This window comes from Ciceribacter azotifigens, from assembly GCF_048159625.1.
Lineage (GTDB): Bacteria > Pseudomonadota > Alphaproteobacteria > Rhizobiales > Rhizobiaceae > Allorhizobium > Allorhizobium azotifigens.
The window spans coordinates 213,490-234,530 of sequence record NZ_JBLQTA010000006.1; the positions used below are offsets into that span (position 1 = coordinate 213,490).

At 62.6% G+C, this 21,041-nt stretch carries 20 protein-coding genes; 10 read left to right on the forward strand and 10 right to left on the reverse strand.

Going from position 1 to position 21,041, the window contains the following annotated elements; all coding sequences use genetic code 11:
• Nucleotides 1–22: 22 nt before the first annotated feature.
• Entirely contained in the window at nucleotides 23–724 is a 702-nt protein-coding gene (locus tag ACM6UT_RS11700; RefSeq protein ID WP_416797512.1) for a glutathione S-transferase family protein, read from the reverse strand.
• Between the two features lie 294 nt (nucleotides 725–1,018).
• Here ACM6UT_RS11700 and ACM6UT_RS11705 point away from each other — a divergent pair, with 294 nt between their 5' ends.
• The 4 genes from ACM6UT_RS11705 to ACM6UT_RS11720 all read left to right on the forward strand — a co-directional run bounded on the left by ACM6UT_RS11705 (nucleotide 1,019) and on the right by ACM6UT_RS11720 (nucleotide 5,003).
• Nucleotides 1,019–2,047 carry a LacI family DNA-binding transcriptional regulator gene (locus tag ACM6UT_RS11705; protein ID WP_416797513.1) on the forward strand — a complete coding sequence of 343 codons (1,029 nt, stop codon included), beginning with the start codon at nucleotides 1,019–1,021 and terminating at the stop codon, nucleotides 2,045–2,047.
• A gap of 241 nt (nucleotides 2,048–2,288) precedes the next feature.
• Nucleotides 2,289–3,188, forward strand: coding sequence for a sugar phosphate isomerase/epimerase family protein (locus tag ACM6UT_RS11710; RefSeq protein ID WP_129330497.1), 900 nt, complete (start codon nucleotides 2,289–2,291; stop codon nucleotides 3,186–3,188).
• 10 nt (nucleotides 3,189–3,198) lie between these two features.
• Nucleotides 3,199–4,209: a Gfo/Idh/MocA family protein gene (locus ACM6UT_RS11715; protein ID WP_416797514.1), complete on the forward strand. Its 1,011-nt coding sequence runs from the start codon at nucleotides 3,199–3,201 to the stop codon at nucleotides 4,207–4,209.
• 8 nt (nucleotides 4,210–4,217) lie between these two features.
• Complete coding sequence (locus ACM6UT_RS11720) at nucleotides 4,218–5,003, forward strand: TIM barrel protein (protein WP_416797515.1); 786 nt, start codon at nucleotides 4,218–4,220, stop codon at nucleotides 5,001–5,003.
• Nucleotides 5,004–5,069: 66 nt separating this feature from the next.
• Here ACM6UT_RS11720 and ACM6UT_RS11725 read toward each other — a convergent pair whose 3' ends face one another.
• The gene (locus ACM6UT_RS11725) at nucleotides 5,070–5,297 is read right to left on the reverse strand and encodes a hypothetical protein (protein WP_416797516.1); all 228 of its coding nucleotides are present in this window, start codon (nucleotides 5,295–5,297) and stop codon (nucleotides 5,070–5,072) included.
• A 250-nt stretch (nucleotides 5,298–5,547) separates the two neighbouring features.
• On the opposite strand from ACM6UT_RS11725, the gene minC reads away from it, so the two are divergent.
• Genes minC through minE form a run of 3 tightly spaced genes read left to right on the forward strand, consistent with a single transcriptional unit; the run spans nucleotide 5,548 to nucleotide 7,382 of the window.
• Entirely contained in the window at nucleotides 5,548–6,279 is a 732-nt protein-coding gene (gene minC, locus ACM6UT_RS11730) for a septum site-determining protein MinC (protein WP_416797517.1), read from the forward strand.
• 30 nt (nucleotides 6,280–6,309) lie between these two features.
• The gene (minD, locus tag ACM6UT_RS11735) at nucleotides 6,310–7,125 is read left to right on the forward strand and encodes a septum site-determining protein MinD (RefSeq protein WP_416797518.1); all 816 of its coding nucleotides are present in this window, start codon (nucleotides 6,310–6,312) and stop codon (nucleotides 7,123–7,125) included.
• Nucleotides 7,122–7,382 (forward strand): cell division topological specificity factor MinE, encoded by a 261-nt coding sequence (gene minE, locus ACM6UT_RS11740; protein ID WP_416797519.1) that lies wholly within the window; start codon nucleotides 7,122–7,124, stop codon nucleotides 7,380–7,382. The genes minD and minE overlap by 4 nt, the downstream gene beginning before the upstream one ends.
• Nucleotides 7,383–7,433: 51 nt before the next feature.
• On the opposite strand, the gene ACM6UT_RS11745 is transcribed toward minE, so the two are convergent.
• Nucleotides 7,434–7,991: a DUF305 domain-containing protein gene (locus tag ACM6UT_RS11745; protein ID WP_416797520.1), complete on the reverse strand. Its 558-nt coding sequence runs from the start codon at nucleotides 7,989–7,991 to the stop codon at nucleotides 7,434–7,436.
• A gap of 394 nt (nucleotides 7,992–8,385) precedes the next feature.
• The gene (gene recQ / locus ACM6UT_RS11750; protein WP_416797521.1) at nucleotides 8,386–10,263 is read right to left on the reverse strand and encodes a DNA helicase RecQ; all 1,878 of its coding nucleotides are present in this window, start codon (nucleotides 10,261–10,263) and stop codon (nucleotides 8,386–8,388) included.
• Nucleotides 10,264–10,669: 406 nt separating this feature from the next.
• Between recQ and ACM6UT_RS11755 the strand changes: the two genes are divergently transcribed.
• The 3 genes from ACM6UT_RS11755 to ACM6UT_RS11765 all read left to right on the forward strand — a co-directional run bounded on the left by ACM6UT_RS11755 (nucleotide 10,670) and on the right by ACM6UT_RS11765 (nucleotide 14,536).
• On the forward strand, nucleotides 10,670–11,626 hold the full coding sequence (locus ACM6UT_RS11755; protein WP_416797522.1) for an AraC family transcriptional regulator: 957 nt from the start codon (nucleotides 10,670–10,672) through the stop codon (nucleotides 11,624–11,626).
• Between the two features lie 228 nt (nucleotides 11,627–11,854).
• Nucleotides 11,855–12,313, forward strand: a complete 459-nt coding sequence (locus ACM6UT_RS11760) for a (2Fe-2S)-binding protein (protein ID WP_416797523.1) — start codon at nucleotides 11,855–11,857, stop codon at nucleotides 12,311–12,313.
• Between the two features lie 3 nt (nucleotides 12,314–12,316).
• Complete coding sequence (locus ACM6UT_RS11765) at nucleotides 12,317–14,536, forward strand: xanthine dehydrogenase family protein molybdopterin-binding subunit (RefSeq protein WP_416797524.1); 2,220 nt, start codon at nucleotides 12,317–12,319, stop codon at nucleotides 14,534–14,536.
• Between the two features lie 123 nt (nucleotides 14,537–14,659).
• Here the strand turns inward: ACM6UT_RS11765 and ACM6UT_RS11770 are convergent, their stop codons facing one another.
• From ACM6UT_RS11770 to ACM6UT_RS11795, 6 genes are all read right to left on the reverse strand, one after another.
• Entirely contained in the window at nucleotides 14,660–15,727 is a 1,068-nt protein-coding gene (locus ACM6UT_RS11770; RefSeq protein ID WP_416797525.1) for an ABC transporter ATP-binding protein, read from the reverse strand.
• An 11-nt stretch (nucleotides 15,728–15,738) separates the two neighbouring features.
• The gene (locus tag ACM6UT_RS11775; RefSeq protein ID WP_416797526.1) at nucleotides 15,739–16,572 is read right to left on the reverse strand and encodes a carbohydrate ABC transporter permease; all 834 of its coding nucleotides are present in this window, start codon (nucleotides 16,570–16,572) and stop codon (nucleotides 15,739–15,741) included.
• Between the two features lie 4 nt (nucleotides 16,573–16,576).
• The gene (locus ACM6UT_RS11780; protein ID WP_416797527.1) at nucleotides 16,577–17,500 is read right to left on the reverse strand and encodes a carbohydrate ABC transporter permease; all 924 of its coding nucleotides are present in this window, start codon (nucleotides 17,498–17,500) and stop codon (nucleotides 16,577–16,579) included.
• A 72-nt stretch (nucleotides 17,501–17,572) separates the two neighbouring features.
• Complete coding sequence (locus ACM6UT_RS11785) at nucleotides 17,573–18,832, reverse strand: ABC transporter substrate-binding protein (protein ID WP_416797553.1); 1,260 nt, start codon at nucleotides 18,830–18,832, stop codon at nucleotides 17,573–17,575.
• 38 nt (nucleotides 18,833–18,870) lie between these two features.
• The gene (locus ACM6UT_RS11790) at nucleotides 18,871–20,040 is read right to left on the reverse strand and encodes a PLP-dependent transferase (protein WP_416797528.1); all 1,170 of its coding nucleotides are present in this window, start codon (nucleotides 20,038–20,040) and stop codon (nucleotides 18,871–18,873) included.
• Complete coding sequence (locus ACM6UT_RS11795) at nucleotides 20,037–20,756, reverse strand: FadR/GntR family transcriptional regulator (protein WP_416797529.1); 720 nt, start codon at nucleotides 20,754–20,756, stop codon at nucleotides 20,037–20,039. The genes ACM6UT_RS11790 and ACM6UT_RS11795 overlap by 4 nt, the downstream gene beginning before the upstream one ends.
• Nucleotides 20,757–21,041 lie beyond the last annotated feature (285 nt).

The following is a 21,041-nucleotide window of genomic DNA, read 5'->3' on the forward strand; positions in this document are numbered from 1 at the left end:
GGAACGCTCCGGTATCGCTCTTTCAGGCGGGGATGGTGAGGCCCTTCTGGCTTGCGGGTTTGGCCATGCAGCGCTCGAACCACGCCATCACCGCAGGGAAGCGGTCGTACTCCAACACCTCACGTCCGCCGTAGTAGAAATCGGCACACCAGATCCACGGGAACGTGGTGATGTCGGCGATCGTGTAATCGTCGCCCATCAGATATGGCCGGTCCTTAAGGCGTCCCTCCAGCACGCCGAGCAGCCGTTTGCTCTCATCGCGATAGCGCTCGACGGGGTATGAGTTGTTGGTGACCTTGTCGGCGGCGAATTTGTGGAAATGCCCGAACTGGCCGAACATCGGGCCGACGCCGCCCATCTGGAACATCACCCAGCAGAGCGTCTCATAGCGCTCGCGCGCCGTCGCCGGTATGAGCCGGCCCATCTTCTCGGCGAGATAGATGAGGATGGCACCCGACTCGAAGAGGCCGATCGGCTTTCCGTCCGGTCCGTTGGGGTCGATGATCGCCGGAATGCGCCCGTTCGGGTTCAGTGACGTAAATTCCGGGCTCTTCTGATCATTTGCGGCGAAGCTCACCTTGTGCGCCTCGTAAGGGAGGCCGAGCTCTTCGAGAGCAATCGAGATTTTCACGCCGTTCGGAGTCGCCACCGAATAAAGCTGGATGATGTCCGGGTTGGCGGGTGGCCATTTGCGCGTGATGGGGAAGCTGGAAAGATCTGCCATGTGATGCGCCTCTTTTCTTCGAATCCTGGGAAGGTCCCGGCTGCCGGGCGGACGACGATCCCCTGGAGAACCTCGCTGCGAGGCCGGGGATGCCTGCATTCGTCTAGCAGACGGACCAGTTCGCGCGATAGGGCAATGGGGCCACAGCAGAGGGAGAACTGCTTCTTCCGTCATGAGACGAGCTTTCCATCGGACCGGGCTCCGGAGGGCGGCCTTAGTCGATGGTTTCTCTCGTCATTGGTGACGGATTATGCAAGGTTCTGATAAAAATCTGTCTTTCCCGGAGGGCTATGGATGAAGCGACCGACGATCACGGATGTCGCGCAGACGGCGGGAGTGAGCGTCGCGACGGTCGACCGCGTCCTCAATGCGCGCCTGCCGGTCCGGGAAGAGACGGCGCGGCGTGTCTTCGCCGCTGCCGAAAAGATCGGCTTTCACGCCACGAACATCATCCGCCAGCGCATGTTGGCGGATCTTCCCATCTATAATCTCGGCTTCATCCTCAGGAAGGAGCGGCACGCCTTTTACCAGGTCTTCGCGGAAAAGCTGGAGGCCGCGGCCCTTGCCATGAAGGACCGGCGGCTTAACGTTCAGGTACAGTACGCAAGATCGGGGGAACCTGCCGAGCTTGCCGAATTGCTGCTCGGCATGAAGGGAAAGGTCCATGCCATCGGCGCGACGGGCCCTGACCACCACGACGTTACGTCGGCCGTCAGTCTCCTGCGATCAAGCGGAATTCCAACCTTCTCCCTGCTTTCCGATTTCGCCCAGGGGGTGAGGGAAGCCTATCTCGGCGCCAACAACATGAAGGTCGGCCGCACCGCGGCCTGGATGATCTCCAGGCTTTCGCACACCCCCGGCAAGGTGCTGCTGCTTCTCGGAGGACACCGCTTCCACGGTCACTCGCTGCGCGAAACCGGCTTTCGCGCCTATATGCGGGAGTACGCGCCGGACTTCGAGGTCATGGACGCCCTGATTACGCTCGAAACGAGGCGCCTCACCTATGAGTTGGTGATGGATACCATTTCGAAGCATCAGGATCTCGTGGGCATCTACTGCATCGGCGGCGGCATGGAAGGCGTGATCGAAGCATTGCGGGAGGGGAACAGAAGCGAGAAGATCGTCTGCCTGGTGAATGAACTGACGCCGGAATCGCGGCAGGCGCTTCTGGAGCGGCGCATCTCCGGCGTCCTCCAGACACCGCTGCCGGAACTGTGCGCCGATCTCATCGCGACGATGGTTCACACGATCGAACACGGGATGGCGGAGACGCCGGGGCAACGTTTTCTGCCCGCCCATCTCTGGGTTCCTGAGAGTCTTTGATGGAATGATAGAATCGATCATTCCGATGTGATTTCTTTCTATCACAGTTGATGGATTCCCGCCGCCCTGCCGCGTTGACGGGCGGGTGCGACTGGGAAATTGTCCCCTCCGGTGGTGGAGACGGGAAGGCGTCCTGCCGGGATAAACGACATTCTGAGATCGTCGGCCACGGGGGGCTTGGACCTCCGCCGGCGGATACGCGCGCCTTCCTGAAACGTGGACTGAGGACAAGGAGGCATTCATGCGCATCGCGCTCGACCCATTCATGCATCGACATCTCAGTCTCGAGGCGCTTCCGGCGAAGGTCCGGGAGCTCGGCTACGAGTGGATCGAACTCAGCCCACGGGCAGATTTCCTCGAATGGTTCAAGGCGCCGCGGGTGTTTCCGGAGCGCATCCGTTCGTTCAAGAAGGCGCTTGCCGCCGAGAACGTGAAGATTGCCTCCCTGCTGCCGATGTATCGCTGGGCCTCGAACGACGAGACCGAGCGCAAGGCGGCGGTGAAGCACTGGAAGCGAGCGATCGAGATCGCCGTCGAGATGGAAGTGGATACGATGAACTCGGAGTTCGGCCGCGGTCCGCACCCCGACAAGGGTTCGTGCTACTGCTGCCATACCGGCTCCATGATCGAGGCCTGCGAGGATGCCTGGTGGCGTTCGATGGAAGAACTCGTCCCGATCTTCGAACGCGAGGGCATCAACCTGCATGTCGAGCCGCATCCGGAAGACTGGTGCGAAACGCTGCAGCCGGCGCTCGACATCATCCGCACGGTCAATTCGAAGAACGTGAAGTTCCTCTATTGCGCCCCCCACACCTTCTATTTCGGTGACGATACGAAGGCGATGCTGCGCGAGGCGAAGGACGTGCTGGCCCATGTCCATGTTGGCGACACCTTCAACCACAAGGCCAGTTCCGGGCTGCGCTACATTCTCAATCCGCCCGGCACGCAGGCCCGCGTGCACCAGCACCTGAACATCGGCCAGGGCGAGGTGCCGTGGGACGACTTCTTCGGCACGCTCGCCGAGATCGGCTTCGACGGCATCATGACCTCCTGCGTCTTCGCCTGGGAGGACAGGGCCGACGAATCCGGCCGCTTCATGTGCACCGAAATGAACAACTACATCGCCAAATACAAGAAGTGAGGCTTTCTTCATGACAGTCAGAATTGGTGTCATCGGTACCGGCGCCATCGGTCGCGACCATGCCCGCCGGATCAATCAGGTGCTGGGCGGCGCAAAGATCGTCGCGCTCAGCGACGTCAACAAGGCGTCGGCGGAAGCCGTGAAGAAGGATATCGCTCCAGAAGCGACGATCTTCGAGACCGGCGAAGCATTGATCGCCTCGCCCGACGTGGATGCCGTCCTCGTGACCTCCTGGGGCGCCACCCACGAGCAGTACGTGCTGGCGGCAATCGCCGCCGGCAAACCGTGTTTCTGCGAGAAGCCGCTCGCCACGACGGCGGAGCGAGCAAGGCGGATCGTCGAGGCCGAGGTGGCCCACGGCAAGCGCCTCGTGCAGGTCGGCTTCATGCGGCGCTACGATGCGGGCTATGTTTCGCTGAAGAAGGCCGTCGAGGCCTCCGTCGGCGCGCCGATCATGGTGCATGCGGCCCATCGCAACCCGTCGGTCCCGGAACAGTACGTCACCCCGATGGCGATCCACGACACGATGATTCACGAAATCGACGTGCTGCGATGGTTGCTCGACGACGACTACGTCTCGGCCAGGGTCATCTTTCCCCGCTCGGCTGCCCGCAGCCATGCAAAACTTCGCGACCCGCAGATCGTCATTCTCGAAACGGCAAAGGGCACGGTCATCGACGTCGAAATCTTCGTGAACTGCCACTACGGTTACGACATCCGGTGCGAGGTTGTCGGTGAGGACGGTGCTGCCAGCCTGCCGGAACCGATGGCCGTCCAGATGCGCCTCGACGCCAGGCTGCAGAGCAGAATCCTGACCGACTGGAAAGACCGCTTCATCGAGAGTTACGATGTCGAGCTCCAGGACTTCATCCATGCTGCAGCCAGGGGCACGGCCGCCGGCCCGAATTCCTGGGACGGCTATGTCGCAGCGATCACATCCGATGCCTGCGTCGCCGCGCAGGAAAAGGAAGGCGAAATCGTACCGATCAATCTGCCTGCGCGTCCGGCGCTCTACAACTGAGGTTTTCCATGCGTTTTGCCATCAACCACATCACCGCGCCGAAGCTGTCGCTCGAACAGTTCTTCTCCGCCGCCCGCTCGCTCGGCCTCACCGAGGTCGAGATCCGCAACGACCTGCCCGACGTCGTCGGCACCATGCAGCCCGAGGACGTGAAGGCGGCGGCGGAAAAGGCCGGCGTTGCGATCATCTCGATCAACGCGCTCTATCCCTTCAACGTCTGGTCCGGCGATCTGCCGAAGCGGGCAGTGGCGCTTGCCGATTATGCCGCGGCCTCAGGCGCGAAGGCGCTCGTCATGTGCCCGCTCAATGATGGCACTGAGGTCGCCTTCGACGATCTGGTGGCGGCGCTGAAGGCAATGAAGCCCATTCTCGCGGAGCGGAACCTGACCGGTCTCGTGGAGCCTCTCGGCTTCCCTGTCTCGTCGCTGCGCACGAAAAAGGAGGCTCTGCGCGCGATCGAAACGGCGGATGGTGGAGACGTCTACAAGCTCGTCCATGACACCTTCCACCATCACCTCGCCGGTGAGACCGAGTTCTTCGCTGACAGGACCGGGCTTGTGCACATTTCCGGCGTGGTCGAGCCAGCCGTTGCCGTCTCCGACATGCTCGACGCGCACCGTGTCCTGGTCGACGGTGCCGACCGTCTGCAGAATATCGCGCAAATCAGGGCGCTGAACGCCGGCGGGTACAGTGGCGCTTACAGCTTCGAGCCCTTCGCCGCGGAGATCCACGATCTCGCTGATCCCGTCTCGGCCGTGAAAGAGAGCATAGCCCATATCCGGGCAGCGATCTGAGACCTGATGGACGTCAACGGCAACCCGCACGCGATCGCGGGTTGGCGTTTTCCGGTCTGTCGCTGCTCAGGCGTAGCCGGCGCCCTCCGGCCTGACGGTCCGGCCCTGACCATAGTCGCGGAGGAAGGCGGAGCGGGCGGTCTCGCCGCGGTTGCCCTTCGGGTCGAGAACCTGCAGGGGCAGGGCGCCGTCGGCATAGGTACCGGTGTCGGGGGTGCAGCTCTCGGGAAGAGAGGCCCGGGTTTCGGGCGCGTCCGCCAGGTGTTCCCGAATGGCATTCAGAATCGCAAGCATGATCGATCCTCCCGTTTGTCACGCCGGAAACGGCGAAGCAGTGATTCCGGTTTCATCGTAACCGGCGAAATGTTGACCGATCGTTAACCATGATTGCGGGCAGAGCGTGGCGAAGGGCCGCGATTGCTCTGGCGAGTGGATCATTCCGTCTCTGGCAGCAGCGCTGCCGGCCTGCCGATCATTGCCTTCTGCGATTAACGCTTTGTTAACCATGCGGAGGCTAGGCAGGGATAACCAATCATTAACGCAGATGACCAAAGTGCTAACAGACGCCCGCTCGATCCGCATCAAGGGCCGCTCCTTCCTGGCGGTCGTGCTTTCGCCCGATCTGCCGCTCGACGACTGGCTGAAAAGATTGGACGACCTCGCCGCGCGCTCGGCGGGCTTCTTCCTCGGGCGACCGGTCGTGCTGGACGTCACCGAGCTTGCCATCAATCGCGCGGAGCTGAAGGAACTCCTTTCCGAGCTCGGGCACCGAAATGTCAGCATCATGGGCATCGAGGGCGGGCGCCCTTCGCTCGTCGAGCCGGGCATGCCGCCGATCCTGAAGGGTGGCCGGCCGGCTTCCGATTTCGAGGTGGCAGTCAGTGAGACGGCGACGGAGAAGCGCGGGGAAACCCCGCCGTCTGAGCCCGCCGCGACCCGTCAGGCGCTGCAGTCGCTCATCATTCGCGAGCCCGTGCGTTCCGGTCAGTCGGTGATCTTCGCCGAGGGCGACGTGACGGTCATCGGTTCGGTCGCTTCCGGCGCGGAGGTGATCGCCGGCGGTTCGATCCACATCTACGGCGCCTTGCGCGGACGAGCGCTCGCGGGCTCCGTCGGCAATGCATCCGCCCGCATCTTCTGCCGCAAGCTCGAAGCGGAGCTGGTGGCGATCGACGGCGTCTACAAGATGGCGGAAGACATGCCGGCCAACCTCCGCGGACAACCCGTCCAGTGGTGGCTGGAAGGCGACACGATCATGGCAGAGAAACTTAGCTGAGCCGTAACCGGCCGAAAACAGGAGAGCAAGATGGGGAAGGTAGTCGTCGTCACATCAGGCAAGGGCGGGGTCGGCAAGACCACCTCGACGGCCGCGCTGGGGGCTGCTCTCGCGCAGCGCAACGAAAAGGTCGTGGTCGTCGATTTCGACGTCGGCCTTCGCAATCTCGATCTCGTCATGGGCGCCGAACGCCGCGTCGTCTATGATCTCATCAACGTCATCCAGGGCGACGCCAAGCTGCCGCAGGCCCTCATCCGTGACAAGCGGCTGGAGACGCTTTACCTGCTGCCGGCTTCCCAGACCCGCGACAAGGACAACCTGACGGCCGAAGGCGTGGAACAGGTGATCGGAGAGCTCAAGCGCTATTTCGACTGGGTCATCTGCGACAGCCCGGCTGGCATCGAGCGCGGCGCGACGCTTGCCATGCGCCACGCCGATATGGCGGTGGTCGTAACAAATCCGGAAGTCTCCTCCGTGCGCGATTCCGATCGCATCATCGGTCTTCTCGACTCCAAGACTGCGAAGGCCGAACGGGGCGAGCGGATCGAAAAGCATCTTTTGCTCACCCGCTATGACGGCGCACGCGCCCAGCGCGGCGACATGCTGAAGGTCGAGGACGTGCTGGAGATCCTGTCGATCCCGCTTCTTGGCATCATTCCGGAGAGCATGGACGTGCTGCGGGCTTCCAACATCGGCGCGCCGGTCACCTTGGCCGACACCCGCAGCGGCGCGGCGCAGGCCTATTTCGGCGCGGCCCGTCGGTTGGCCGGCGAGGCGCTGCCGGTCGAAATCCCCGGCGAAAAGCGCGGGCTCCTCGGCAAGATTTTCGCACGGAGGGCTGCATGAGCATTTTCAGTCTGTTCCGCAAGCAGAAGTCGGCGCCGATGGCGCGCGAGCGACTGCAGGTACTGCTCGCCCATGAACGCGCCTCGGTGGGGTCGGATCTGGTCGCCGTTCTCCGCGAGGAAATCCTTGCCGTGATCGCCAAGCACGTTCAGGTGGACGGCGACAAGGTCCAGGTCAAGATGGACCGCGACGAGCACGTTTCCATTCTCGAAATCGAGGTGGAAATCCCGCTCGACGCGGCGCGCCTTGCTGCCTGACCGAGTACCGAATGATGCGGGCGGGCTGGAACGGCCCGCCACGCATCAGGCCTATTCGACCGCTTCGCGAATCTTCGGTTCCATGTCGGGGGTGATCGTGGCCGCGCGCGCAGGAAGGGGTTTGTCACCGCGGCTTCCGTTCCTTTCGATGTCGTCGATCAGAAGCCTCATTTCCTCGATCTCCTGGATCTGGGAGGCGATGATCTGGTCGGCAAGCCGGCGTACCCGGGGATCGCTGATCGTCGCCTTGCTCGCATTGTTGATTGCGATCGAGTGGTGGGGGATCATCGCCTTCATGAAGGTCGTGTCACCCACCAGGCTCTGGTTGCGGTTGATATAGAAGAGGACGACGGCGGCCATGGTCGCGATCACGACAATGGCGAGCTTCACGCCTCTACCGCTGTACATCGACCACATGAAGCCCAGCATGATGACAACCATCATGCAGCCCATGAGCAGCGACGCGAGCAGGCGGTTCAGGCTGAACAGGGCGTGGTCATAGCTGTAGACGAGCTGGTACATCAGGAAGAACATGATGATCGTCGAAGCCGCGATCATTGCCGCAAACCGGCCCCACCCCATCCCCTTTGTGTGATCTCGCTGATCCATTGTTCGCCCTTTCTTCCTCGACGCTGACAAAGAATTAGAACGAGGATGACCGGGATTTGGTTCAGATAAGGGGCGAGGATTGGTGACTGGTTCTTCCGCTATTCGATTGGCGTTGCTGTTGTTGTGGTCGAGCCTGGCCGCCTGTCGGAAATAGAGGGCCCTTTTTCGTACGCTCGGTGAGCGCACGGATGCCATGATGCGAACTTATTCCGTGCAAGAACAGGATGCGAGTGACGACTTTATCGAAAAGAGCTCTCAACTGGTCGATGAATTCATCCAAGAGCTGAAGAAGCGTGACCCACCGAGATGACTGCGCCCGTGCGGCGCGCGGCTTGCTGCGTGATCAAACGGGCGGCGGGCCTGTCCAGCCCGCCACCATGTTCGGGTGTCCATCTCAGCCTTTCGCGATGATGGCCATGAACTTTTCGCCGTACCGAGCGAATTTCGTCGCTCCGACACCCGAGATCGAGAGCATCTCTTGCTCCGTTTTCGGACGGACGGTCGCGAAGGAAATAAGCGTCGTATCGGGAAACACGACATAAGGAGCGACACCCAGGGACTTTGAGATCGCCAGCCGCTCGGCGCGCAACGCCTGGAACAGCTTTTCGTCCTCGTCAGTCAATCGGGCCCTGGTTGCCGTAACGACGGGTTTGCCTCGTTCCCTCTTGCGGACGGTGTCAATGGCGTCCCGGCGAAGGATCACTGCCACTTCCTTTTTGAAAACGCGATGAGCAGCGGCCTCCAGCTTCAGTGCGCCATATTCGTCGTGGGCAACCCGGATGTAGCCGAGAGCGAGGAGTTGTCTGAAAATCGATTGCCATGCGGGGGCAGGAAGCTCTTTGCCAACGCCGAAGACGGCCAGCTGGTCATGCCTGAATTTCCTCGTCCGCTCCGTGTCCTTTCCAAGGAGGACGTCGATCACGTGCGCGGTCCCGAAGCGTTCTCCCGTGCGATAGACGGCCGCCAGCGCCTTGATTGACGATTCGCTGCCATCCCAGGTCTCGACGGGATTGTTACATGTGTCGCAGTTGCCGCACCGGTCAGGGGCCGCTTCACCAAAATGAGAAAGGATCGCTTTCCGGCGGCACCCGGCGGTCTCGCAGATTCCGAGGAGCGCGCTCAGTTTTGCCCGTTCGATGCGCTTTATCTCGTCTGTCGCGTCGCCCTCGTCGATCATCCGCTGACGTTGGACGATGTCCTGCATCCCATAGATCATGAAGGCCTCCGAGGGGAGGCCGTCACGACCAGCGCGTCCGGTTTCCTGGTAATAGCCCTCGACGGACGACGGCAGGTCCAGGTGGGCGACGTACCGGACGTTCGGCTTGTTGATGCCCATCCCGAATGCGACGGTTGCGACAAGGCAAAGGTCTTCTTCCATCCGGAAGGCGTCCTGGTTCTCTGCCTTGACGGCCGGGTCCATGCCCGCATGGTACGGCCTCGCCTTGATACCATGGTCGTTGAGCCAGGCGGCGGTTTCCTCGACTTTGCGCCGCGAAAGGCAATAGACGATGCCGCTGGAGCCTTCGTGGCGCTGCAGGAAACGAATGAGTTGCGATCTCGCGTTGTCCCGCTCGGCAATGTGATAGGTAATGTTGGGCCGGTCGAAGCTGTCACCGAAGACCGCGGCGTCGTCGAGCTGGAGTTGGCGGATGATGTCGTCACGCGTGTGTGGGTCGGCCGTGGCCGTGAGGGCAATGCGCGGAACACCGGGATAGAGTTCCTTGAGTTTCCCGAGCCCGAGATAGTCCTTGCGGAAGTTGTGGCCCCAGCTGCTGACGCAGTGGCATTCGTCGATCGCAATCAGCGAGATCGGGACGTCTCCGAAGAGGCCGGCGAAGCCGGGGAGGACCACACGCTCCGGGGTAACATAGATCAGCTTGATCTGCCCGGCGCGGAGCCTCGCCCTGACGGCGCGCGATTCCTCTTCGGACTGCTGAGACCAGAGGCACTCGGCTGCGATCCCAAGTGCCTTCAATTCTTCGACCTGATCTCTCATCAACGCGACCAGCGGCGAGATGACGACGGTTACGCCCGGCAGGCAAACGCCGGGAAGCTGGAAACAGAGCGACTTGCCCTTGCCGGTCGGGAAGAGCACGAGTGCGTCATTCCCTGCAATGACATGGCGGATGACATCCGCCTGCTTCCCACGAAACGCTTGATAACCCCAGACCCGGCGAAGGACATCGACAGGATTTTCAGCCTGGACGGCGTCAAAAAAGGTCGTCGTGGCTGAACGTTGGTTCGATGCGTGCATGGCGTGTTGCTTGTCCATCCGGCTTGTTGTCGCCCGTTTGATGCCCCGCGCTCTGTGGCGAGGTCGTGGCTGGACGGAACCCGTTGCGGTGCGTCTATCACGATTCGTGTTGATGCCGCACCGATCGGGTGGGCCGGCGGGGACGGTGAGACCCCTGTTCCGAACGCATTGCACGATGCCCACGCGCGCGACGGCGGCCTGATCTCTTCGACGGAGGCCGCGCTCGCGTCGGGACGATCCCTGTTCGCTCGGATCGAATGCGCTTGTCTATGAAGGTTCGCCTGCGTCAGCCGCCGGGGGCGGACGGTTCGTCCTCTCCGTTGCTCGTTTCTGCCGAATTCTTGCCTGATACTCCGGGAAACGCATTAATCCAACAATGCAGGCGATCCATTTGATATAGCCGGTAGCCGGCAATGGCGGTTCGATGGAGGGGATTTTGCTGGAGAGCGAGACCATTCAGGCCGGGACGGCTGAAACGCGCCTGCGGATACTCGACGTCCTGGCACGGTTGCCGTGGGACGGTGTGAGCTTCCAGCATGAGATACCGGGGCTTTCACTCTATCGGATCGTCGAAACCACCGGGCCCTTCTCGACGGTCTATGAACCCAGCCTCTCGCTGATCATCAAGGGGAGCAAACGCCTCAGCGTCGGCGATGAGAGGCTCGTATACGATGAGTCATGCTTTTTTCTCACCACGATCGGCCTGCCGATGACCGGCCAGATCTGCGAGGTGAGCAAGACCGAGCCCTACGTCGCCGCCAAGCTGCGTCTGGACCTCGAGGCGCTCCGGCGTCTGATCACCAACCACGACCTCTATCCGACGAACACCTCCGACCGCGACCGCGGGATCGTGGTGGGCAGGGCCACGCCGGAACTTTTCGATGCATTCTGGAGACTGATTTCGCTGGTCGACTCTCCGAACGACATACCGTTCATGGCAAACCATATTCAGAATGAGATTTTCTATCGCCTCCTCACCGGAGAGCATGGAGGACGGCTCCGGCGCTTTGCGTTGGCGGGAACGAACAGCAACCGCGTGGCAAAGGCGGTGGCCTGGCTGAAGGAGAATTATGCCATGCCGCTCCGCGTCGAGGCGCTGGCGGAGATGGCGAACATGGGCGTTTCCACGCTGCATCATCATTTCCGCGCGGTGACCGCCATGAGTCCGCTGCAGTTCCAGAAGCATTTGCGGCTGCACCATGCGCGCGAACTCATGCTGTCCGGTTCGCTCGACGCGGCGAGTGCGGCACTCAAGGTCGGGTACGAGAGCCCGACGCAGTTCAGCCGGGAGTATCGCCGCATGTTCGGGCATCCTCCCTTGCGTGACGTCAAGGCAATCCTCAATTCCGATGGCGCCACCCGGCGGGGTGTGGTCGGATAGTACAACTCTGGCGGAATGTCGCCTATGGCGGTTCGCGGTACGGTTTTTGCGGGTGCGTGGCGATGGTCACGCGTCAGCGACAGGATCAGGCAATAATCGGACAGGATCCTGCCTACCGAAGTTCAGCATCGCATTATAGGCTTGCAGAGATAACAAACGTCAAGGAGCGTCCGCGCGGCGAGCCGTGGCCGGCGTTCCGCGTCCGTGTCAGAACGCGAGGAGAACACCATGGTGACTTTGACGATCAACGGCAACGAGCATGATGTCGATGCCGAACCGGACATGCCGCTTCTGTGGGCGATCCGCGACCTCGTCGGACTGACGGGAACAAAATTCGGCTGCGGCATGGCGCAATGCGGCGCCTGCACGGTGCTCATGGACGGCGCGCCCGTGCGTTCCTGCCAGACACCGATCGGCGATGTCGGCAGCGCGAAGATAACGACGATCGAAGGGCTCTCGGGCAAGGTGGCGACGACGGTGCAGGCCGTCTGGGCCGATCTCGATGTCCCGCAATGCGGCTACTGCCAGTCGGGCCAGATCATGTCGGCGACCGATCTTCTGACCAACAATCCGAAGCCCACCGATGACGACATCGACGCTGCCATGACTGGCAATCTCTGTCGCTGCGCCACCTATCACCGAATCCGTGCCGGCATTCACGAAGCCGCCAAGCGTCTGGAGGCCTGAACGATGATCCCGAAACTCATGCAATCGCTCACTCTTCCCGTCGCAAAGATGCAGGCATCGCGCCGGCAGTTCATGCTGGGTGCGCTGGCAGCGGGCGGCGGTCTCGCCGTCGGCTATCGGTTCGTCGCAGCTTCGCCCGCCATTGCCGGCGAGCCTGCCGCGGATGACGGAGGTGCGGCCGCCTTCACCCCGTATCTGACGATTGACGGCGACGGCAAGGTCGTCGTGCTCTCGTCCCAGTTCGAGATGGGGCAGGGCTCGTATAACGGGCTTGCGACGCTCGTTGCCGAGGAACTCGACGCAGACTGGTCGTCGATCGACGTTCGTGGCGTGGCCGGCAATGTGAAGGCCTATGGCAACATCGCCTTCGGCGGCACGGTCCAGGGAACGGGGGGTTCCACATCCATGGTCACCTCGTGGGAACGCTACCGGAAGGCAGGCGCGACGGCGCGTGCCATGCTGTTGGCGGCCGCAGCGTCCGAATGGGGTGTTCCGCCCGAGGAGATCACGGTCGAAAATGGCTTGCTGGCGCATCCCGCCGGCAAGTCCGCCGGCTTCGGCGCCTTTGCCGCCAAGGCGGCAACCATGCCGATACCGACCGACGTCAAGCTCAAGCCGCCGGGTGACTGGAAGCTGATCGGCAATGCCAAGCTGAAGCGCTTCGACAGTGCTCGCAAAGCGAACGGAACCGAGCAGTATACGATCGACGTCAAGCTACCGGGCATGCTGACGGCCGTCATGATCCATCCGCCGATGTTCGGGGCCAAGGTGAAGTCCTTTGATGCTGCCGCAGCGCGTTCCGTGAAGGGCGTCGTGGATGTCGTCGAGACGCCACGTGGTGTGGCCGTCGTCGGCGAACACATGTGGGCGGCGATAAAGGGCCGGGAAGCCGTCAAGGTGGTCTGGGACGACACGGCGGCCGAAAAGCGCAGCAGCTCCGACATCATGGCGATGTACAGGGATCTCGCGGACAAGGCGCCGGTGGCCGTGGCGCGCAAGGACGGTGACGCGGAGGCGGGCTTCGCCGGTGCGGCCAAGGTCATCGAGGCGACCTTCGAGTTTCCCTATCTGGCACACGCCGCGATGGAGCCGCTCAACGCGGTGGCGCGCCGGAACGAGGACGGAACGCTGGAGATATGGGGCGGGCACCAGTTCCCCGATGTCTATCAGATGCTTGCCAGCCAGATCGTCGGTACGACACCGGACAAGGTGAAGCTGCACGTGATGAAGAGCGGCGGCAGTTTTGGCCGGCGCGCGGTCTTCGACGGCGACGTGGTCGTCGAGTCCGTTTACGTCGCCAAGGCGATCGGCTTCCGGGCTCCCGTCAAGGTCCAGTGGACCCGAGAGGACGACATGCGCGCCGGCCGTTATCGCCCTGCCTATGTGCACAAGCTGAAGGCCGGGATCGACGGTGACGGCAAGCTCGTCGCCTGGAGCGATCACGTGGTCGGACAATCGATCATGGCCAAGACCGCGTTCGAGGGTATGGTTCAAAACGGGGTCGATCCGACCTCGGTCGAAGGGGCGAGCAACCTGCCCTATGCCATTCCCAGCCAGACGGTCGGCCTGACGACGACAGAGGTCGGCGTGCCGGTTCTCTGGTGGCGTTCCGTGGGCTCGACCCACACCGCGTTTGCGGCGGAAGCCTTCCTCGATGAAGTCGCCGAAGCGGCGGGCCGCGATCCGGTCGAGTATCGCCTCTCGATGCTCGATCCGCAGTCGCGTCATGCGGTCGTCCTCAGGCTCGCGGCGGAAAAGGCCGAGTGGAGCAAGCCACTCGCGGAAGGCCGCTTCCGCGGTGTCGCAGTGGCGGAGAGCTTCGGATCCGTCGTTGCACAGATCGCGGAAGTCTCCACCGACCGCAACGGCAACATCAAGGTCGAACGCGTCGTCGCCGCGGTCGACTGCGGTCTTGCGGTCAATCCGGATGTGGTCCGCGCCCAGGTCGAGGGCGGGATAGGGTTCGGTCTGGGCGCCATTCTCGGCGAGGAGATCACTCTGACGTCCGGCAAGGTCGACCAGGGCAACTTCGACGTCTATACGCCGCTCAGGATCGACGCGATGCCGGTGGTGGAGGTCCATATTCTCGCCTCCGCCAACCCTCCGTCCGGGATCGGCGAGCCGGGTGTTCCGCCGATCGGTCCGGCGGTCGCCAATGCCGTCTACAAGGCGCTCGGCAAGCGGATCCGTCTCATGCCCTTTGCCAGGACGCTCAATGCATGATTCCTGTCTCCCCGGCCGCTCGAGCGGCCGGGGAGATCGGTTTCGGGACTTCGGATGCAGGCGAAGGCGGAGTTGTTGCGGCTGCCTTGCTCTCGCTCCATCAGGTTGCGCCGAGGATGACGGCTAATCCACCCGATTGCCGTCGGCGTCGAAGATATGCAGGCGGTCTTTCGGGAAGTCGGCGCGGACCTTCGAACCGCTGCCGAGAACCGAGCGGTCGGTCGTGAAGATCTTGAAGGGCAGGCCATGCAGCGAAAGGTGCATGATGATGCCGAAGCCCGTCGGCTCCACGAGGTCGAGATCGGCCTCGATGGCACCTGTCGTGGAGATGACGACGTGTTCCGGACGAATGCCGAGGGTTACTTCGCTTCCGGTTTCGAGCCCGGCTCTCGGCTCGACCGCAACAGGAGAACCGTCGGGAAGCTGCACGGCGGCGGTGTTGTCGCCGCTCATGTAGCGGCCTTTCATGAAGTTCATTCCCGGGGAACCGATGAACCCTGCAACGAAAAGATTGGCCGGGCGGTCGTAGAGATCGAGGGGGGAGCCGACCTGCTGAACGACCCCGCCATGCATGGCGACGATGCGGTCGGCTAGCGTCATAGCCTCGATCTGGTCGTGGGTCACGTAGATCGAGGTGGCGCCGAGTTCTCCGTGCAGCTTCTTGATCTCGGCACGCATCTGTTCGCGCAGACGCGCGTCGAGATTGGAGAGCGGCTCATCGAAGAGAAATGCCTTCGGCTGGCGGACGATCGCCCGGCCCATGGCGACGCGCTGGCGCTGGCCGCCCGAAAGTGCCTTCGGGCGGCGTGCGAGCAGAGGATCGAGGCCGAGCTTGGCGGCCGCGTCCGCGACGACCTGTGCAATTTTTTCCTTCGCCGTCTTCCGTAGCCTCAGGCTGTAGCTCATGTTCTCGGCCACCGACATGTGGGGATAGAGCGCATAGGACTGGAACACCATGGCGATGTCGCGGTCCTTCGGCGCCAGTTCGTTCACGCGCTTCTCCGCGATGCGGATTTCGCCTGCGGTCACCTCTTCGAGACCGGCGATCATCCGTAGAAGCGTGGACTTTCCGCAGCCGGAGGGACCGACCAGCACGATGAACTCGCCATTCCGGATTGAGAGGTCCACGCCGTGCAGGACGGGAAAGTGGCCGTAGCTCTTCTGGACGCCGGATATATCGATGGAAGCCATGGGTGGTCCTTTCAGCCTTTGACCGCGCCGGCCGTCAGGCCCTGCACGAGGTAGCGCTGGATGAGGAGGAAAAAGAGGCAGGCGGGGATGAGGGCCAGCACGCCCGCCGCCATCATCTGCCCGAAGTCGACGGAAAACTTGGAAACGAAGGACAGGAGGCCGACCGGGAACGTCGCCGCGTCGTTGCCGGAGATCAGCATCAGCGCGAAGAGGAGTTCACTCCAGGCGGCTGTGAAGACGAAGCCGAGCGTCGCCGCGATACCGGGCAGCGTCAGCGGCAGGATGATCTGCCGGAAAGCGACGAACTGGGTGGCGCCGTCGATCATCGCGGCTTCCTCCAGATCCTTCGGGATGCCGTCGAAGAAGGACTGCATGAGGAAGGTCGCGAAGGGGACGTTGAAGGCGGAGTAGACGATGACGAGACCGGTAAGGCTGTTGGTTAGCCCGAGCGGCGAGAGCATCTTGAAGATCGGCGCGACCAGCATGACCAATGGGAACATCTGGGTGAGCAGCATCAGCGCGACGATCCAGTACTTCGCCCGGAAGGAGAAACGCGAAAGCGCGTAGCCGGAGAGGGAGGCGAGCACGGTGACGACGGCCGCTGTGGCGCCGGAGACGATGAGGCTGTTCTTGAAGAAGGTCGGAAAGGCGCTGTGGGCGATGACAAAGGTGAAATGTTCGAGGGTCATCTCGGACGGCCACATGCGCACGCCCTCGCTGTAGAGCAGCCTGTTCGGCGTGACCGACACTTTCAGAAGCCAGAACAGCGGGAAGAGCGCGACGGCGACATAGGCGAGGATCGCAAGACGATGGGAGACGGTGAGGAGTATGCGGGATGGCCTCATGGTCTCAGCCCTTGTTCAGGAGTGACTGGCGAAGCAGCACGATCAGCATGGAATAGGCGAGCAGCAGGACCAGCAGCACCAGGGCAATCGCCGAGGCATAGCCGAAATCGAGCCGCTTGAAGGCCTGCGTGAAGATGTAGGAGGCGACGATCTGGGTCCGGTCGGCCGGGCCGCCATTGGTCATGACGATGATGAGGTCAGCGAAGTTCGAGACCCAGACGGTCCGCAGCAGGACCGTGATGGCGATGGTCGGCGCGAGGAACGGCAAGGTGATCGACAGGAAGCGCTGGACGGGCCCGGCGCCGTCGATGGCGGCGGCCTCGTAGAGGTCGCGTGGAATCGCCTGGAGAGCAGCGAGAAGCGTGATGGCGAAGAAGGGGATGCCCCACCATACATTGGCTGCGATCGGTCCCCACATCGCAAGCTGCGGATCGGCGAGGATGTTGTTGGGCTCGGCAAGAAGACCGAGCGCGTGAAGCCAGTGCGGCAGCGGTCCGATCACGGGGTTGAACAGCCAGGCCCAGTTGAGGCCGGCGAGAAAGCTCGGCACGGCCCATGGCAGGAAAACCAGCGCCTGCGCCAACCCGCGTCCGTAGAACGGTTTGTCGAGGAGCAGGGCGAGGATCAGGCCGAATACGAATTGCAGGGCGACCGAGGCGCCCGTCCACCAGAGTGTGTTCTTTAGTGCCCGGTAGAAGTCCTGGTCGCGGCCGAGCGCGCGGAAATGATCAAGGCCGATGAAGCCGCCCGAAAAGGGGTTGAGCAGCTGGATGTCGCGGAAGGCGTAGGAAATGCCGAGCACCAGCGGCACCAGCATGACGGCGACGATCAGGACGAGCGCCGGCGCGCTGTAGAGATAGGGTTCCGACGCATCGGCCATTCGCTTGGTCAGCGATCTCCGGTCATCGGCGCGGGCAGGCGAGGTCATCGGCGGCGTTCCGTTGGACGAACTTGCTTCAGTTCCGGGCGGAGAACTGGTCTCCGCCCGGAGGATGCTGCGTTACTGCTTGGCGAGATACTTCTGCTGCGCCTTTGTCAGGTAGTCGGCCCACTGGTCCGCCAGTTCCTGCGGGGTGATGTCGCCGAGAAGCGCCTGTTGCGAGGTCTTGATCACCAGCGAGTCCTTGAAGAAGGCGAACTCTTCCAGATGTGTCGGCATGACAGTCGGGACTGCGTCCTTGTCGGAAAGCTCCTCAAACCATCCCTTGAACTGCGGGCTCGAGTAGAAGGGGTCGTTCTCGGCGGACTTGAGCGCCGGCAGCGCGCCGGTTCGCTTGTTCCACTCGACATTGCCTTCCTTGCCTTCGAGCGTCGCGATCAGCTTCCAGGCAAGATCCTTGTTCTCGCTCGCCGACATCATCGACCAGCCGGCATAGCCGATGGTCGGGAAGGTCTTGCCGTCCGGTCCCTTCGGCATCGTCATGATGCCGTAGTCGTCGGCATTCATGTGCTGGCCGATCGCGATGAGGGCGTCCGGATCCTGATCGAGGAAGGCGCAGGTGCCGCTGTAGAAGCCGGCGACGATCTCGTTGAAGCCCCAGTTGACGCTGTCCTTCGGTGCGTAGCCGTTCTTGTAGAGGTCGATGAGCCAGGTGAGGCCCTTGACCCAGCCTTCGGAGTTGAACGTGGAGGTGCCGTCCTCGGTGAAGAACGCGTTGTCGCCGGCCATGGACGCGCCGAACATCACCCAGCCGTTGAGGCCGCCCGGTCCGCCGCGAAGGCAGTAGCCGTATTTGCCTGGAAGGGCAGAGACCTTCTTCGCGGCTTCGGCGAACTCGTCCATGGTCTTCGGCGGCTCAGACACGCCGGCCTCTGCGAGCAGCTTCTTGTTGTAGAACATAGCACGCAGATAGAAGCCGTAAGGCAGCATGTAGGCGGTGTCCTTGACATCACGGCCGAGCTCGAGAGCGCGATCGGAGAGGTCGGCGGTCTGGTCCCATTCCTTCAGATAGGGCTCGAGGCTTTCGACCATGCCGTTGTTGGCGTAAAGTGACAGCCAGGTGTCCGGCATTTCCATGACATCCGGGATTTCGCCGGCCGAAACCATGGTGGCGAACTTCTGGAAGGATTCGCCCCAGGGTAGCGAAATGATTTCCACCTTGGTGCCGGGATTGGCGGCTTCGAACTTCGAAACGACGGATTTCAGGGTCTCGGTGCGTTCCGGACTGGTGATGACCTCCACGAGCTTCAGCGTGGTGTCGGCAAGGGCCGTACCTGCCATCAGGGCGCTCATCAGGGCTGCTGTCAGAAGTGTTTTCATGGTCATTCCCCCTCTTGTTCTTGGGTTGATAGGCAAGTTCAGCTCTTGGCGGCGTTGATCGCCGTCTCCAGGTCACTCCACAGGGCATCCATTCCTTCGAGGCCGACATGGAGACGCACGGACCGCGGGTTCATGCCGAAGGCATGGGCGGAATTCGGTTGGGCCTTCTGCTGCAGCACAACCTCGCCGGGGACGATCAGGCTTTCGTGTCCGCCCCAGCTGACGCCGAGCTTGAAGAGTTCGAGCTTGTCGGCGAAGGCGCGGATGTCGACACCTTCACGGAAGACGAAGGAGAAGAGGCCCGAGGTGCCGGAGAGCCCCGGCGGCAGTTGATTGGCAAGGCCCGGATGATTGACGTGCTCTACCTCGGGAAGGGCCTGCAACCGCCGTGCGATCTCGAGGCCGGCCGCTTCGTGCGCCTTCATGCGGATCGGCAGCGTCCGGAGCCCGCGGATCAGCAGCCACGCGTCGAAGGGCGACATCTTGCCGCCGAGATAGGGGAGGCTCTCGCCGCGGATACGGTCGACGAGCGCCTTCGGACCGGTGACGACGCCGGCGACGACGTCGCTGTGGCCGCCCAGATATTTGGAGGCCGAGTGCAGCACGAGATCGACGCCGAGCGAGAGCGGGCGCTGGAAGACCGGGCTCGCCCAGCTGTTGTCGATGACAGTCAGGACGCCATGCTTCCTGGCGATCGCCGCGAGCGCGGCGACGTCGTGGGTCTCCATGATCCAGCTGGTCGGGCTCTCCATGTAGAAGAGCTTCGCCCCCGGCAGTGCCTTTTCGACGGCTTCCTCGTCGGTGCCGTCGACATAGGTCACCTCGATCTTCATGCGCTTCAGGAGCGTTCCGAAGAGGCGGAAGGCGTCCGGGTAAAGATGCTTCACCGCGACGATGCGGTCGCCCGGCTCCACGAAGGTAAGCACAGTGGAGGAGATCGCCGCCATGCCGCTTCCGAAGCCCAGCGCATCCTCGCCGCCTTCGAGCTTCGCCAGCATTTCCTCGAAGTGGCGCACCGTCGGATTGAGCCCGCGCGAATAGACCGGGCGGTTCTTTTCGCCGCGATACGTCGCGACCATCTCGTCGACGCTCTCGAAAGTGAAGAGCGAGGTCTGGACGATCGGCGGCACGACGGCCTCGAAGGCATTGCCGTCGTCGTGGGCGACGACCAGGGAGGCGTGCTCGAATGGATCCGGACCGTTGATCATTTGGACATTTCCTTGATGTCTTCCTCGACGACGTCGAGGATCTTCAGTGTTTCGCGCCGTGCGGCCTCGGTGTCCTGGGCGACGATCGCGTTGAACAATGTGCGATGATAGGGAAAGGATCTCCGGGCGAAGTCCGGACGGTCGAAAGGCTTCTCCCAGAAGCGCTCGAAGGCTTCGCGCATCTGTTCGAGCAGCTGGCGGAACAGCGGATTGTGGGTGGCGTCGTAGATCGCGAGATGGAAGGCGAGGTCCTCCTCGCCGGCGGTTCCCTTCAGGAGATGGACTCGTTCCATTTCATCGAGCTTGGCTTCCATGTTGACAAGATCGTCTGCCGTGCGGCGCCGGGCCGCCACCATGCAGGCCTCGCATTCGATGCCGCGTCGCACTTCGAGTGTCTGCAGGAGTGCGTCACGCACGCTTGCCGTTTCGACGGAGAGCGGCATGTGGATGGTGGCGGATGTGATCGGTTTCAGAAGATAGGTGCCGCTGCCTTTGCGCGTCTCCATGACGCCGAGCGCCTGGAAATGGCGGATCACCTCACGGATCGTCGAACGGCCGACACCGAGGGCGGCCATGAGCTCGCGCTCCGCCGGAAGGCGGTCACCGGCGGCAAGGCGCGCCTGATCGATGTAGCGGGCGAGCGATTCCGTCACCTGTCGGGCGCGGTCCATCGGAGGAAGGGGAGCTATCAGCGGCTTGGTACGAGGCGTCGTCATCGTTGTCGGCTTCAAATTGGTCTGACATCATAGCATTCTCGTTTCCAGCGCAAGGAGTCAAGGCCTGAAAGCGGCAGGAGAGAAGCGTGTTCCGGCAGAGAAGCGGAGCTTCGTCCCGGCTTTTCTGCCGGGCACGTCTGGAGGCTTGATCGGCTGGATCCCTTCTCATACCTCGTTGGAAGGGTAAGTCCGCGCCAGCGCCGCGTTGTAGCCTCGAGCCCCCAAGGAAGGGTGGCCGGGCAACGCGCAGATGGTCGACAAGGGTGCTGAGATGCCGTCGTTTGG

Excerpts from the sequence above, each read along its gene's own strand:
- ACM6UT_RS11700 (WP_416797512.1), bottom strand. The coding sequence starts at position 724 with ATGGCAGATCTTTCCAGCTTCCCCATCACGCGCAAATGGCCACCCGCC.
- recQ (WP_416797521.1), bottom strand. The coding sequence starts at position 10,263 with ATGGACAAGCAACACGCCATGCACGCATCGAACCAACGTTCAGCCACG.
- ACM6UT_RS11760 (WP_416797523.1), top strand. The coding sequence starts at position 11,855 with ATGGTGACTTTGACGATCAACGGCAACGAGCATGATGTCGATGCCGAA.
- ACM6UT_RS11755 (WP_416797522.1), top strand. The coding sequence starts at position 10,670 with ATGGAGGGGATTTTGCTGGAGAGCGAGACCATTCAGGCCGGGACGGCT.
- minE (WP_416797519.1), top strand. The coding sequence starts at position 7,122 with ATGAGCATTTTCAGTCTGTTCCGCAAGCAGAAGTCGGCGCCGATGGCG.
- ACM6UT_RS11780 (WP_416797527.1), bottom strand. The coding sequence starts at position 17,500 with ATGACCTCGCCTGCCCGCGCCGATGACCGGAGATCGCTGACCAAGCGA.
- ACM6UT_RS11710 (WP_129330497.1), top strand. The coding sequence starts at position 2,289 with ATGCGCATCGCGCTCGACCCATTCATGCATCGACATCTCAGTCTCGAG.
- minD (WP_416797518.1), top strand. The coding sequence starts at position 6,310 with ATGGGGAAGGTAGTCGTCGTCACATCAGGCAAGGGCGGGGTCGGCAAG.
- ACM6UT_RS11785 (WP_416797553.1), bottom strand. The coding sequence starts at position 18,832 with ATGAAAACACTTCTGACAGCAGCCCTGATGAGCGCCCTGATGGCAGGT.
- ACM6UT_RS11775 (WP_416797526.1), bottom strand. The coding sequence starts at position 16,572 with ATGAGGCCATCCCGCATACTCCTCACCGTCTCCCATCGTCTTGCGATC.
- ACM6UT_RS11705 (WP_416797513.1), top strand. The coding sequence starts at position 1,019 with ATGAAGCGACCGACGATCACGGATGTCGCGCAGACGGCGGGAGTGAGC.
- minC (WP_416797517.1), top strand. The coding sequence starts at position 5,548 with ATGACCAAAGTGCTAACAGACGCCCGCTCGATCCGCATCAAGGGCCGC.
- ACM6UT_RS11795 (WP_416797529.1), bottom strand. The coding sequence starts at position 20,756 with ATGACGACGCCTCGTACCAAGCCGCTGATAGCTCCCCTTCCTCCGATG.
- ACM6UT_RS11720 (WP_416797515.1), top strand. The coding sequence starts at position 4,218 with ATGCGTTTTGCCATCAACCACATCACCGCGCCGAAGCTGTCGCTCGAA.
- ACM6UT_RS11745 (WP_416797520.1), bottom strand. The coding sequence starts at position 7,991 with ATGGATCAGCGAGATCACACAAAGGGGATGGGGTGGGGCCGGTTTGCG.
- ACM6UT_RS11790 (WP_416797528.1), bottom strand. The coding sequence starts at position 20,040 with ATGATCAACGGTCCGGATCCATTCGAGCACGCCTCCCTGGTCGTCGCC.
- ACM6UT_RS11765 (WP_416797524.1), top strand. The coding sequence starts at position 12,317 with ATGATCCCGAAACTCATGCAATCGCTCACTCTTCCCGTCGCAAAGATG.
- ACM6UT_RS11715 (WP_416797514.1), top strand. The coding sequence starts at position 3,199 with ATGACAGTCAGAATTGGTGTCATCGGTACCGGCGCCATCGGTCGCGAC.
- ACM6UT_RS11725 (WP_416797516.1), bottom strand. The coding sequence starts at position 5,297 with ATGCTTGCGATTCTGAATGCCATTCGGGAACACCTGGCGGACGCGCCC.
- ACM6UT_RS11770 (WP_416797525.1), bottom strand. The coding sequence starts at position 15,727 with ATGGCTTCCATCGATATATCCGGCGTCCAGAAGAGCTACGGCCACTTT.